At 50.8% G+C, this 12,363-nt stretch carries 12 protein-coding genes; 6 read left to right on the top strand and 6 right to left on the bottom strand.

What is annotated here, in order from left to right; translation table 11 throughout:
* Nucleotides 1–140: 140 nt before the first annotated feature.
* Entirely contained in the window at nt 141–1,103 is a 963-nt protein-coding gene (locus tag SIB66_RS08055; protein WP_413410296.1) for an RpoD/SigA family RNA polymerase sigma factor, read from the bottom strand.
* Between the two features lie 315 nt (nt 1,104–1,418).
* Between SIB66_RS08055 and SIB66_RS08050 the strand changes: the two genes are divergently transcribed.
* Together SIB66_RS08050 and SIB66_RS08045 are read left to right on the top strand one after the other, a co-directional pair.
* Nucleotides 1,419–2,153, top strand: coding sequence for a pseudouridine synthase (locus SIB66_RS08050; RefSeq protein ID WP_063406608.1), 735 nt, complete (start codon nt 1,419–1,421; stop codon nt 2,151–2,153).
* A 33-nt stretch (nt 2,154–2,186) separates the two neighbouring features.
* Nucleotides 2,187–3,116 carry a helix-turn-helix domain-containing protein gene (locus tag SIB66_RS08045; RefSeq protein WP_063406563.1) on the top strand — a complete coding sequence of 310 codons (930 nt, stop codon included), beginning with the start codon at nt 2,187–2,189 and terminating at the stop codon, nt 3,114–3,116.
* On the opposite strand, the gene malQ is transcribed toward SIB66_RS08045, so the two are convergent.
* On the bottom strand, nt 3,038–4,603 hold the full coding sequence (malQ, locus tag SIB66_RS08040) for a 4-alpha-glucanotransferase (RefSeq protein WP_063406562.1): 1,566 nt from the start codon (nt 4,601–4,603) through the stop codon (nt 3,038–3,040). The two genes, SIB66_RS08045 and malQ, sit on opposite strands and share 79 nt — an antisense overlap.
* A gap of 197 nt (nt 4,604–4,800) precedes the next feature.
* Between malQ and SIB66_RS08035 the strand changes: the two genes are divergently transcribed.
* Entirely contained in the window at nt 4,801–5,802 is a 1,002-nt protein-coding gene (locus SIB66_RS08035) for an LCP family protein (RefSeq protein ID WP_236070282.1), read from the top strand.
* Between the two features lie 10 nt (nt 5,803–5,812).
* Here the strand turns inward: SIB66_RS08035 and SIB66_RS08030 are convergent, their stop codons facing one another.
* Entirely contained in the window at nt 5,813–6,355 is a 543-nt protein-coding gene (locus tag SIB66_RS08030) for a hypothetical protein (RefSeq protein WP_063406560.1), read from the bottom strand.
* 86 nt (nt 6,356–6,441) lie between these two features.
* Between SIB66_RS08030 and SIB66_RS08025 the strand changes: the two genes are divergently transcribed.
* On the top strand, nt 6,442–7,446 hold the full coding sequence (locus tag SIB66_RS08025) for a ribose-phosphate pyrophosphokinase (protein WP_063406607.1): 1,005 nt from the start codon (nt 6,442–6,444) through the stop codon (nt 7,444–7,446).
* A gap of 860 nt (nt 7,447–8,306) precedes the next feature.
* Nucleotides 8,307–8,846 carry a hypothetical protein gene (locus tag SIB66_RS08020; protein WP_063421354.1) on the top strand — a complete coding sequence of 180 codons (540 nt, stop codon included), beginning with the start codon at nt 8,307–8,309 and terminating at the stop codon, nt 8,844–8,846.
* On the opposite strand, the gene lipA is transcribed toward SIB66_RS08020, so the two are convergent.
* Together lipA and recR are read right to left on the bottom strand one after the other, a co-directional pair.
* Nucleotides 8,828–9,748 carry a lipoyl synthase gene (gene lipA / locus SIB66_RS08015; protein ID WP_063406558.1) on the bottom strand — a complete coding sequence of 307 codons (921 nt, stop codon included), beginning with the start codon at nt 9,746–9,748 and terminating at the stop codon, nt 8,828–8,830. The two genes, SIB66_RS08020 and lipA, sit on opposite strands and share 19 nt — an antisense overlap.
* Before the next feature lie 4 nt (nt 9,749–9,752).
* Nucleotides 9,753–10,322, bottom strand: coding sequence for a recombination mediator RecR (gene recR / locus SIB66_RS08010; protein ID WP_011130449.1), 570 nt, complete (start codon nt 10,320–10,322; stop codon nt 9,753–9,755).
* A 137-nt stretch (nt 10,323–10,459) separates the two neighbouring features.
* Here recR and psbP point away from each other — a divergent pair, with 137 nt between their 5' ends.
* Complete coding sequence (gene psbP, locus SIB66_RS08005; RefSeq protein WP_063406606.1) at nt 10,460–11,014, top strand: photosystem II reaction center PsbP; 555 nt, start codon at nt 10,460–10,462, stop codon at nt 11,012–11,014.
* Nucleotides 11,015–11,220: 206 nt separating this feature from the next.
* Here psbP and SIB66_RS08000 read toward each other — a convergent pair whose 3' ends face one another.
* On the bottom strand, nt 11,221–12,117 hold the full coding sequence (locus tag SIB66_RS08000; RefSeq protein ID WP_063406557.1) for an LCP family protein: 897 nt from the start codon (nt 12,115–12,117) through the stop codon (nt 11,221–11,223).
* Nucleotides 12,118–12,363: the final 246 nt, after the last annotated feature.

Below are 12,363 nucleotides of genomic sequence, written 5' to 3'. Positions count from 1 at the left end.
TTCATCCCATGCTAAACAGGCAATGACAAAGGGAAGAGAATATGCAACTGATACAAACGAGAGCTGGGATAAATTAATCCAGGAATAATCCCTAAACCTTAGCTTTGGTTGTCGACTCTCAAAAAACTAAAAAGCAAGTTTCAAACCGCCATATAAGCCTCAAGTTCAAACGAAGAGGTTCGCATCAACGCCAAGCCTTCCCTCTCCAGACGGCGTGTTCGATCGCGACTCATTCCTAAAGTCTTAGCAATCCCGGTGAGGTTCATCGGCTCCCCTCCGTCGATTCCATAACGCATCCGCAGCACACGACCCTGCAGCTCGGGCAACTTTTCTAGCAAGGTACGTAAATCGCCTTTCATGCAATCCACTTCCACCTTCTCACTCGGTAACTCCTCTTCCCCGGCAAGCAACTCAAGCAACTCCGTTTCATCCCCATCTCCCACCTTCATCTCCAAACTCATCGGCTGACGGGCACGGCACATCAGATCCTTCACCTCCTCCTCGGGCAACTCCACAAACTCTGCAAGTTCGCTCACTGTTGGCGTGCGCCCCATCTCCTGACTTAACTCTCGCTGGCCTTTCTTGAGCTTGTTCAGCATCTCCGTGATGTGGATCGGCAGACGGATCGTCCGGCTCTTCTCCGCAATCGCACGCGTGATCCCCTGACGAATCCACCAATACGCATAGGTCGAAAACTTGTAGCCACGGGTTGGGTCGAACTTCTCCACTCCCCTCACCAAGCCGATCGTTCCCTCTTGGATCAAATCAAGCAGCTCCATATTCCGTTTGGTGTACTTCTTGGCAACACTCACCACTAAGCGCAGGTTCGCAGACACCATCCGCTCCTTCGCACGTCGTCCGCTCTGCAACTTCTTCTTGAGCTGCAACGCACTCAAGCCAGCTGCCTTCGCTAGCTCTTTATGACTCGCTGGCTCACCTTTTTTACCTTCCAGTTCAGACTCAAGCTGCTCTAAAGACATCAACTCCTGCACCTGACGACCCAGCGTGATCTCCTGCTCATGGCTCAGCAGCGGCACTCGACCGATATCGCGCAGGTACGAACGCACCAGGTCGACATCTGAAAGCACAGCCAACGGAGCCATACTGAATAACGAAACAACCGGGTTTCCTAATTTACCATCGTTTGCCACGAGCAAATCAATGCCTTGCGGACGAATTCCACACCATTGCCAAAATGAAGAAGGCTTTAAAAACGAGAATTAACGTTTTATCTTCAAGCGCCATCAATAGAGACAGTCTTTTGATGCTCCAAGCACTTGCAAATCCTTATCTATAATGATGCCCTCGAAAACCTCACCACATCTTCCAAAACACTCTTCCAACTATTAAATGTTTGGAGATGGATATGGTGCAGCTGGTTCTCGGCGCCCGCTGAAAACCATGCTGACAACATTGGCATGAAGCAACAAAGACTGCAAAAGCTGATTGCAGCGTCAGGACTCTGCTCCCGGCGCCATGCCGAGCAGCTCCTCCTGCAAGAGCGGGTAACGTTGAATGGCCATCTTGCCAAGCTTGGCGACAAGGCCGATCCAGAGCTTGACAAGATCTCTGTAGATGGGCGTGTGCTCAATTCCAACACCGAAACAAGAGTGTTGCTGTTCAACAAACCTGCGGGGGTGATCACTAGTTGTCATGATCCCCACGGGCGAGTGACTGTCTTCAGCATGCTGCCCGACAAACTATGCAAGGGTCTTCATCCTGTTGGCAGACTTGATGCCGATAGCCGAGGAGCTCTGCTAATCACCAACCAAGGAGAGCTCACGCTGCGATTGACCCATCCACGCTATGCCCATGACAAGACTTACCAAGTCTTGGTGGAAGGTAAACCCTCAGCCCTAGTGCTCTCAAGCTGGCGACATGGCGTCATGCTTGATGGGAAAACAACCTTGCCCGCTGAACTAGAGCTTTTGCAATCACACTCAAGCCAAAGCCTTTTGAAGATTGTTCTAAGGGAAGGCCGCAACCGGCAAATCCGTCGCGTAGCCGAACAACTAGGTCACCCCGTATTAGACCTTCAACGCACTGCGATTGCAAATGTTGCCCTAGACGCATTACCAGAAGGGTGCTGGCGCGCTCTTGACGAGAGAGAATGGACTCCCCTACTGAAAATCACCAAGCCCTCAATGTGTTGATGCGCTTGATAAAGCCATCCAATTGAAACGCCGATGCGACTAAACCTTCCATGGCAAAAATCAAGATCTGAAGTCGAAACCAGACAAGATCCACAACAGATATTCCAGAGTTCATTACTGGAAGCTGGTCGACAACTCAGAGAGCGTCGCGAAGAGTGTGGAATGAGCCTGCGTGATTTAGCTGAAGAAACACGAATCACGACCCCCGTTTTAGAAGCAATTGAACGGGGATGGGTCAAACGACTACCAGAGCCAGCCTATCTGTGCTCAATGCTGCCGCTGCTGGAGCAGCATCTTGAACTAGCCCCAGGCAGCCTCAACGGGGCCATGCCAGAACGCAATGCCAGGAACCAAACTCATGCCAACAGGGGCCTGACGCGATTCACCCCCGGCAGCATCGATGTCTTCACCACCTGGCAAGGGAGTGTGATTTATGCCGTGGTCATGCTCAGCAGCCTCTTGGCCCTCAATCACCAGCAAAAGCATCTTGCTGCACTCAACAGTCAAACACTCTCGCCAATCACAGTCAGCCTTGAATCCCTTGATGATCAGCACGCAAGCGAGACAGCCAACCCCGCCCTTGATGGCCTAAGACCCCTGGAAGAAGCACGACAACGATCTCCAGAACAATGGCTCAACGCAACCCTTATCCAGCACCAAGCTCAGGATGAGATGGGTCTACTGGAGATCAATCTCAGTCAGCCACGTATGCTCAAAATCAACAGTGCTGGAAAAGATCTCACAAATCTCAGAGAAGCTCAGGGGACACTCACTCTTCAATTGCGGCCACCCCTCCTACTAGAAATCAAGCCTCCAGCTGCTCCTGAGGACAGCGTCATTTGGAAGGGCCAGGCGCATACTCCCGAACCCAATCATCCTGGGATTTACCGACTCGCAGATGCCGTCAGCAAACCGGCTGCCGATTCAAGCGAACGTCCCCAGACAGCTCCTCTCTCGCCATAGCCGCTCAGGGCTCCATCAAGAGCTGAATCAAAGCAAGACAACCGCCAACACCAATTTCCCTCGACAGTGCCAGGGGTGTTGAAACGAGCTGCATCATCTAAATGAAGCAAATCCTGCACTGGGGTCATCACTAAACACGCCTCTGTCGCTAGGCCCAGCTCCAGCAACTGCCAACCAGGGGCATCAACTGCACCCTTCAATCGATTTGCGACCCGCTCACGGGCGTCGAGATCAAGCTGCTGCCACCAACCCAGCGTCGTTGGATTGTCGTGAGTGCCTGTATAAACCACCCAGTGATGACCCTGAATATTTTCAGGTAGATAGGGATTACTGGGATTGCCATCAAAAGCAAACTGGAGAATTTTCATTCCAGGCAAACCAAATTGGTCTCGTAGCGCTTCCACATCAGCAGTAATCACTCCCAGATCTTCTGCAACCAGTGGCAAGCTGCCACCAGCATCACGCCTTAGCCGCTTCAATAGAGCTGCCCCTGGAGAAGACCGCCACTCCCCGTGCTCCGCTGTCGAATCGGATCCAGGAACTGCCCAATAAGACGCAAGCGCCCTGAAATGGTCGAGGCGCAAAAGATCCACCTGTTGCCATTGACGCACAAAGCGGCTACGCCACCAATGGAATCCACTCAAGCGATGCCGCCACCAGCGATAAACAGGCGTGCCCCAGAGTTGTCCTGTACTGGAGAAATAATCAGGGGGAACACCACTTTGGATCTCAAGCTCCCCACCTTGAAGAATCGAAAACAGGCCCTGATGACTCCAGACGTCAGCGCTATCGCGCGCAACATAGAAAGGCAGATCACCAAACAACAAAACGCCAAGCTCGCCTGCTAGATGTCTCAGTGCTTGCCACTGCCGATCTAGCTGCCATTGCAGCAAACGATGTTCAAGCAGAGCCTCCTGATGATGACCTTTCCAGGCATTAAGGGCACTACGTTGATGAGCTGCCAAGCCTTCTGGCCATTCCCACCAAGGAAGGCCTTGATGCTGACGACGGAGCTCCATAAAAAAAACATGGTCCTCAAGCCAGAACTGCTTGCCACACCAACTCTCAAAGGCAAGATGATGATCTCTAGCCTGCTCAGACCAAGCCTCCCTTAAGGCTATGCCAAGTCGCTGACTGCGAAGGTCAGCCAGAGCAAAATCAACCGAGGCGCAAGGCTCCTGGATAGGAACAGTTCCTGGCAACTCACGCAGAACGGATGCGGACAGGAAATCCTCATCAACAAGATCATCGGCATCAAGCAACCAAGGGTTCAGAGCAAAGCTTGAAGGGGAGCTGTAGGGAGACCCTGTCGCATCAGGAGGAGCCAAAGGCAACAACTGCCACACACCGATGTCATGGCGAGCAAGTGATTGCAACCAAGCCCTTGAAGGGGCACCGAAACTGCCGCAAACTGGACTAACAGGCAGTGCCGTGGGATGAAGTAACACCCCGGTCGTGCGGACTAACGCTGAACTGCCCTCAACCATCAAAAAGCACCAGAAAATAAAAACAACAGTGGAATCTGATCGAAGTCAGCATCTAGATCAGCCATTAGCCCCAATCAATCTTGGAAGGGCTTAGGCCGGGTCGTTACATACTCGCAAGATGCCTTGTCAGAAGTCTCGGTTAGTCCAAAAGCCATTGGACTTTTAACCCTAAAGAGCTGTAGTTGAGCAAGACTGTGATGCCGCTGTCCTCAACACGGTTGATGCCTAAACAACATTCAGGCAAAACGCCAACGCCATCAAGCGTGGGTCACTGGATGGGGAAATATCCAGGCCGTACCTTGCTACGCCTGGCTGCGACCCTGGGTGGTCTTTGGCTGGCAAGCACGGCCCTGGGGCTGCTCTGGCCGAAGCCCGATCAAGTCGCCAAAGGCGATCCATCAGTGGACAAAGCAACCTCCCTAGCGCCGCTTCCCAAACAACCAATCATCATCTTGTTAGTGGGCATTGATTCGGACCAACTGAACGATCTCACAAACCAAGCTGCACCGATGGGTTCAGCCAATGCAGACAGCCTGATGCTCGTGAAGGTAGCGGCCAAGCAACCTGTTGAAGTGCTTCAACTGCCTATTGAACTCGCTGTGACCCTGCCTGGAAGCAATGGGATGCAACCACTAGCGTCAAGTTACGGGCGGGGGGGGATTGCCCTTACCGCCGATGTGATTGCGGAAATCCTCGGCCTTAGAAAAGGACAACCCCACCGCTTTGTGGTGATCCCCCGCAAAGCTCTAAGAGTCCTTGTCGATGGGCTCGGAGATGTGGAGGTGAACCTCAACGCGCCTTTTAAACACCAAGACAATACCCAGAACTATGCGGTGGACTTGCAAGCAGGACGGCAGAGACTCAATGGAGGCCAGGTAGAACAACTGGTTCGCTACCGCGCTGGTCCTGAAGAAGAAAGCGGTCGGCGTCAAAGGCAACAATGGATCCTGAACGGTCTGTCTAGACAATTGCGACAGCCAAACACCCTCGCAAAACTCCCCAAACTTCTGAAAGAGTTTTCAAAAGAAGTGCAAACCGATTTAACCCCTCGTGAGTTGTTAAGCCTCACGGCAGCGGCTCTTAGCAACAATCAATTCCCAATCATCAGCGAATTACCTTTAGCCCCACGAGCCGGGGAACAAACCCTGCGGCAACTCAAGGCAAGCCACCCCATGCCGCTCTGGCCGCAGGGCAACTAACAGGGCCTCATCAATCGGAATCGGACGACAGCAGCAGCCGTCGTCGCAATTGCACCACGACCTCCTCCAAAGAGGGCCCCTGCTGCAAGCCGCCCCCATTAGGGACTGCTGACAAAGCTGAGGGATCATCTGGAAGCAAACCGAACCAAGGCAAACCATCCGAGCGGCGAAGGCTGAGGTCCCATGGGCCACCCAATTGCAGAACCCCAATCAGAGGAACATTGAGGGCCGCACAGAGCGCTACATAAGCAGGTGCCACTCCAGGAATCTCCCCAGAGGGCAAAGGCGACACCAACAAAATGGTGGGCTGGCGCCATGCTCCCAGAGCCTCCAGCCAGCTACCACCATCTGGATGAAACATGGCTGGATCACCACTCAGTTGCACCATTCCCCCCTCCGCAGGCAACAAACCAAGAACCTGATGGGGATTTTCAGAACAGCGATGATGGCTCAACTCAACTCCCCAAGCGCTAGCCAAAAGCAAGCAACCAGCCCGCATCCGAGCATCAGGGAGGGGGCCTGCACCAACCAGAAAAGGGATGGGAGCAATCATCAGGCGACCCTACATAGAGAAGAAGTTGAGATGAGAGCCTTTGCACCACTAGCATCGGAGTACAGCTGATATTGCTCGCTGGCGACGTGACGAGTTTTCTGACCGCAGCCCGTACCGAACAAGAGAGCATCAGCTATGACATGCAGCGTCTGCGCTTGTTCAGCGGCACCTCAAATCCAGCTCTTGCAAGAGAGATTGCGGCCTACCTAGGTGTTCCCGATGGTCCAAGGATCTGCAAACGGTTCGCAGATGGTGAGCTCTATGTACAAATCCAGGAATCGATCCGAGGTTGTGACGTCTTCCTGATTCAGCCCACCTGCGCGCCAGTGAACGACAATTTGATGGAGCTGCTGATCATGGTTGATGCCTGTCAGCGCGCCTCTGCCAGGCAGATCACTGCAGTAGTTCCCTATTACGGCTATGCAAGAGCCGACCGCAAAACGGCTGGCCGCGAGTCAATCACTGCCAAGCTCACAGCAAACCTGCTGGTGAAATCTGGCGTGAACAGAGTCCTCGCCATGGATCTGCATTCCGCCCAAATCCAGGGCTACTTTGACATCCCTTGCGATCACATCTACGGCTCACCAGTCTTGGTTGATCACCTCGCAGCACAAGAACTAAACGAAGTCGTGGTGGTCTCTCCAGATGTTGGAGGAGTCGCACGAGCCCGAGCCTTTGCGAAACAAATGAGGGATGCGCCACTGGCAATTATTGATAAGCGCCGATCAGGTCACAACGTTGCCGAAAGTCTCACAGTGATCGGCGATGTGGCTGGGAGAACAGCCATCCTGATCGACGACATGATCGACACTGGGGGAACCATTTGCTCAGGGGCTCGCCTTCTTCGACAACAAGGAGCTAAACGGGTGATTGCCTGTGCCTCCCATGCCGTGTTTTCGCCCCCCGCCTGCGAACGATTATCCGAAGAAGGCTTATTCGAACAAGTCTTGGTTACCAACAGCATTCCCATCGCTGCGGAACGACACTTCCCTCAATTGCAGGTACTTTCAGTGGCCAATATGCTTGGCGAAGCGATTTGGCGCATCCATGAGGAAAGCTCTGTGAGCTCAATGTTTAGAGGAAAACCCTGAGGTTAAGTCTAAAATTAGCTGGCTAAGCAACAGAGATAACTCTTCTTAGAGCAGCTCATCAATGTTTTAGGCACTAAAATCGAAGCAAAATCAATAAGCCTTAACCCTCTAGGCCTTTGCAATTAATCCCAACTTGCCTGCTCTTTAAATGCTTCATTATTAGGCCAAAGGCATTTCAACTAGATAAGACCATAAGACCTATGAGCAAGGCCCTTGCTTACCGATAAAAGTGTGGCGAAAGAAGAAACTCAAACAGACTCTTGAGAAACCTTCTATAAACACTGTAGAACAGCCTAATTACTCGTTTCCACAACCTGCAATTCAAAGCCATCAAAAGAAACTGGCTTGACTTGACTAGTGATCAGCTAGGCAATAAAAATATTAAGCATTGCCGTTTCACGCTCATTACTCAAGCAACCTTGATGACTTGCATTACTGACCTCAATACATCTGATTCCTTTCGCAAAAGATCGTTTGTATTTAGAGTTTCAATAGACAGCCAATAAGCTTAAAACCAGACTAGCAAAAACAAGACTCCATTTTCATACCAATCTGTTACTTGGTAAAATTCTATGCTGATATTGCGTATATAGAGCGTTGGCTTAATTTGAGAAGATGATGGCTCTGAGCATATATTGCAGTTAAATGCTGCTCTATTATTCTGAACTTAGACATAATATCTTCAAGAACCACTAAATCAACTTCTGCCGGAAAAAGTCCGCCAATTAACAAAGACAAGCAGCAGAGAGTAGAAGCTGAATTTCATCTTGAATTCTACGATTACTGTGATCAGCTTGCCATTCGTAACTAGGCTGTATTGACTTGACTCCTCAAGAATTTGTCACTCTCATTCCCTTGCCATGACTCAACTAAGTCTAATTGAGTTAGAAAAGCAGGCCTCTGATGCCGGCCTGCTCTTGAGGCTGCAGGTGAGAAGACCACTCAATCTCTGGTCCTTAAAATTAGTTGTCGCACAAGCTCTCGATGAGGAACGTATACAACTTTGGGGTGAGATGAAGGCTTGGGCCTATGCAGGCGAGAAGGGATTACAGCTCGACACAATGCGTGTTCATCCTGAAGCACCCGCCGGAGTAGGGGATCTCATCTGGGTTGGCACCATGACCTGGGCACTTGAAGCCACTCCTTGTAAACAGGCTCGACTACTGGCAATTTGTGATGAAGGGCGCCAGCACCATCGCTTAATTCGTTATTTCCGGCAACGTGGATTTCTTACTATCCGAGAGCTAGGAGCAGCCCCAATGGATTTCCCACTCAGGATGATCTGGGGGGGAGCCGGAGCGTTAATGGTTGGAAGCTGCAGTGAGGTGCTGGAACGTAATCAGCGTCGTTGGCAAACCTGCCGGGAATTGGATCACAGAGATCATTCTTCACCAGCGTGATAACTACTTCGCACTAGAGGCCCACTACGCACCTGAGAAAATCCAAGCTTGCGAGCAACTTCAGCCAAGTTCTTGAAATCCTCAGGATGCCAATAACGATGCACCGGAATATGTGCCAATGAAGGGCGCAGATACTGACCCAATGTGACCCGTTGACAGTCAACAGAACGGAGATCCTCAAGAGTCTGAATCACCTCTTCTTGCTCTTCTCCTAGTCCCAACATCAAGCCTGATTTGGTAGGGATGTTGGGAGCAAGTTCCCGCGCTGCAGCCAGCAGATTGAGAGAATGGTGGTACGTAGCTCCCCGTCGAACCTTGCTCTGAAGCCTTTCAACGGTTTCGAGGTTGTGGTTGAAACAAACTGGTGCAGCCATGAGCAACTGCGTGAGCCGTTCTCTCTGGGCCTCTAATGCCTTGGCCAGATCAGCGACTCCGCCCCAAAAATCCGGCGTCAGCACTTCTATCTCAATAAGAGGATTGCGCTGGCGAATGGCCGCCATTGTCTCAGTAAAAATACTGACACCATGGTCGGGCAAATCATCCCTTGCTACTGAAGTAAGAACCACATAACGAAGACCCATCTGCTGCACCGCATCGGCAACTCGCTCTGCTTCGAGTGGATCGATTGCCTGAGGAGATTGGCCTTTCATGACCTGGCAGAAAGCACAACTACGCGTACAGATCGATCCGCCTAGGAGAAAAGTTGCTGTACCGGCTGCGTAACACTCGCCGCGATTGGGACAACGCCCTTCCTCACAAATGGTGTGAAGCTGATTCCCCTTCACCAGCTGCTGCATCTGCTCCAATTGGGAGACGCTGCCGATGGGGCGCCGCAACCATTCCGGAAGGCGCTCCGCAGGCAAAATGGAGCTGTATTGGGTTGGGCGATGGGTGGAAGACATTGCTTTATTGCATCGCTCGACGCCCTTCAAGCGCACGAGTCAGGGTGACTTCGTCGGCATACTCCAATTCACTACCAACAGGAAGGCCGTAGGCGATTCGACTCACTTGAGTAAACGGCTTTAACAAACGTGCCAGGTAAAGGCTAGTGGTGTCACCTTCCACACTGGGAGTAAGAGCGAGAATGACCTCGCTAATGCCATCACGATCAACGCGTTGAATCAAGCTGGGGATCTGCAACATGTCCGGCCCGATACCATCCATTGGTGAGATCAGTCCGCCGAGGACGTGATAACGGCCCTTATATTCCCTGGTTCTTTCGAGAGCTAACAGATCTCGGGAATCAGCCACCACACAAAGCAATTGATCGCATCGCTTGCCATCACGGCAAATGTCGCAAAGAGGCTCCGCGCTGAGATGAAAACAGGTCTGACATTGACCCACTTGAGAACGGGCCGCGAGAAGTGCATCAGCAAAAGCGCGGATTTGATCTTCTGGTTGTCTCAACAGATGCAGGGCAAGTCTCTGGGCCGTTCGTGGCCCAATCCCAGGCAGACGCTCGAACTGGTCGATCAAGCGAGCCAGGGGTCGAGTAAAGCCGCTCAGGGGTCCGCCGCAGATACTGAGAATCTTGGCAGTTCACCAGGTGGCAATTGTTGATCAAGTCAAGACCGTACGCCGGCAGAATGGTCAGCAAGTCCGGCTCTGTTCCAATGCTTGAACTTGTGCGAACCATTTCACGCGTGGGTTTCGCTTGTGCGCTTGTGATGCTGCTCGCTGCCTGCAGTGGTTCATATGCAGGCATGAACTCCTTCCAGAGCCCAGATGGTCGTTATGCATTCCTTTATCCCAATGGATGGAGCCGTGTGAGCATGAATGGAGGGCCTCAGGTGGTATTTCACGACTTAATCAACAGCGACGAAACACTAAGTTTGGCTGTTTCGAAAGTTGACGAAAAGGGAGATCTGCAAGCCCTAGGGAGTCCAATCGCAATTGGGGAACGTTTAAGCCGTGAAGTGATTGCACCTCAAGGCAGTGGGCGAGAGGCTGAGTTAGTAGACGCCAATCAGCGTGAAGCAGGAGGACACATCTTTTACGATTTGGAGTATACCGTTCACCTTGAAGATCGAGAACGCCATGAGCTAGCAACAGTGGTCGTTGATCGGGGACGTTTATATACATTAGCAGCAAGCACTAACGAGTTTAGATGGAATAAAGTCAAGGGGCTTTTCGAAGAGGTAATCACATCATTTACATTCTTAATCTGATCATTAAAGGCCGTAAAAGAAAACACATCATAGGAATACCTTATTGTTCAATACCAATAAATTGGATGCAAAAGCCAACTACTAACTCTATTCTTTATTGCTATTTCTTGCCTATCATGGAGTTGAAGTTGAACAAACATTTCATGGCAAGTTTCCCATTAAGAACTCAAGGAAAATGATTCAGTTTTGATCTGCCACCGATCGATTTAAAATAGGAATCGGTAAAGTGAGCCATTGGCTTCCGCAGCATCTGGCCATTCAGTATCTAGGTAACTGATGCCATTACTAAAGAATGGCGTAGCTGCTAGACGCGTTGTTTCAAGTTCAGTTGTACCCATTGCTGTCATTAAGCCTCCAAGCTCCAAAGGGCCCATATCTGTCTTGATGTTACGGCCTGCAGCACTTATCAATGCTGGCAGTCGAATAAGATTCTCAGCTCGAGTGAGCTTACTAAAGAGACTCTTTAGGACTAGTTGTTGACGACCCAGACGACCAAAGTCGCCTTCACCATCATGGCGCCACCGCAAAAACCCCTCGAGATCTTTACCTTTCAAGACCTGAGGGCCAGCTTGAAGATCAATATAAAGACCCTGGGATTGATCTTGGTAATAAAGACGCTTAGGCACATCAACCTCAATGCCTCCCAATAAGTCTGCAATAGTTCTGATTCCTTCAAGATTAACAAGGATGTGATGGCTAATGGGACGATGCATCAGCCGAGTCAACTCACTTTTTACCGCCTCGATACCACCATATGCATACAAAGCATTAACTTTCATTGGCCCAAAACTACGCGAATTGATATAACTATCACGTGGAATCTGGGTGATTCTTGTTTCGCCCCCCGTAACTCGAATTGTGAAGATCACATCAGTGTTACCACGCCCTGCATCCATGCCAAGCACAACCACATCACGATTACCAAAGCCCTGCCAGGCATTAAAGGGATTGCTAATCGGGAAAAGGGGAGTGGTTGTGCCTGCAGTCTTTTGCGAGAGTGATCGACTGAGTGGAATTGAAAGGAACAGGCCTGCGATCAACCCCACGCCAATGGCAGTGGTCATAGAACGCCAACCAGAACTGCCTTGATGCTTGGGAGTCATATCGCCATCTTAGAGCCCTTCAGATTTTTCTCTAATAAAAGTAGCCTGCGGCTTTAAAAATCACTCTAGCCAATGCTCAATTGTGTTGAACAGCTAGATTTAATCATAAGCTCAATTTGAATTGTTAACTGTTGCTTGCTTCAAGATCTTTAGTCAGTGCAAAGAAGATGCTGCTTTTATCTCTCAGCAGCAGCAGCGAAGGCTTATGAAAAGTCAAAGCTCTTTTTGGCAATCTGTGTCGACAAG

The organism is Prochlorococcus sp. MIT 1318, assembly GCF_047304505.1.
Classification (GTDB): Bacteria; Cyanobacteriota; Cyanobacteriia; order PCC-6307; family Cyanobiaceae; genus Prochlorococcus; species Prochlorococcus marinus_D.
This window is presented reverse-complemented; position numbering and strand designations above follow the sequence as displayed.

Excerpts from the sequence above, each read along its gene's own strand:
- SIB66_RS08055 (WP_413410296.1), bottom strand. The coding sequence starts at position 1,103 with ATGGCTCCGTTGGCTGTGCTTTCAGATGTCGACCTGGTGCGTTCGTAC.
- SIB66_RS08050 (WP_063406608.1), top strand. The coding sequence starts at position 1,419 with ATGAAGCAACAAAGACTGCAAAAGCTGATTGCAGCGTCAGGACTCTGC.
- SIB66_RS08045 (WP_063406563.1), top strand. The coding sequence starts at position 2,187 with ATGCGACTAAACCTTCCATGGCAAAAATCAAGATCTGAAGTCGAAACC.
- malQ (WP_063406562.1), bottom strand. The coding sequence starts at position 4,603 with ATGGTTGAGGGCAGTTCAGCGTTAGTCCGCACGACCGGGGTGTTACTT.
- SIB66_RS08035 (WP_236070282.1), top strand. The coding sequence starts at position 4,801 with ATGCCGCTGTCCTCAACACGGTTGATGCCTAAACAACATTCAGGCAAA.
- SIB66_RS08030 (WP_063406560.1), bottom strand. The coding sequence starts at position 6,355 with ATGATTGCTCCCATCCCTTTTCTGGTTGGTGCAGGCCCCCTCCCTGAT.
- SIB66_RS08020 (WP_063421354.1), top strand. The coding sequence starts at position 8,307 with ATGACTCAACTAAGTCTAATTGAGTTAGAAAAGCAGGCCTCTGATGCC.
- lipA (WP_063406558.1), bottom strand. The coding sequence starts at position 9,748 with ATGTCTTCCACCCATCGCCCAACCCAATACAGCTCCATTTTGCCTGCG.
- psbP (WP_063406606.1), top strand. The coding sequence starts at position 10,460 with ATGCTTGAACTTGTGCGAACCATTTCACGCGTGGGTTTCGCTTGTGCG.
- SIB66_RS08000 (WP_063406557.1), bottom strand. The coding sequence starts at position 12,117 with ATGACTCCCAAGCATCAAGGCAGTTCTGGTTGGCGTTCTATGACCACT.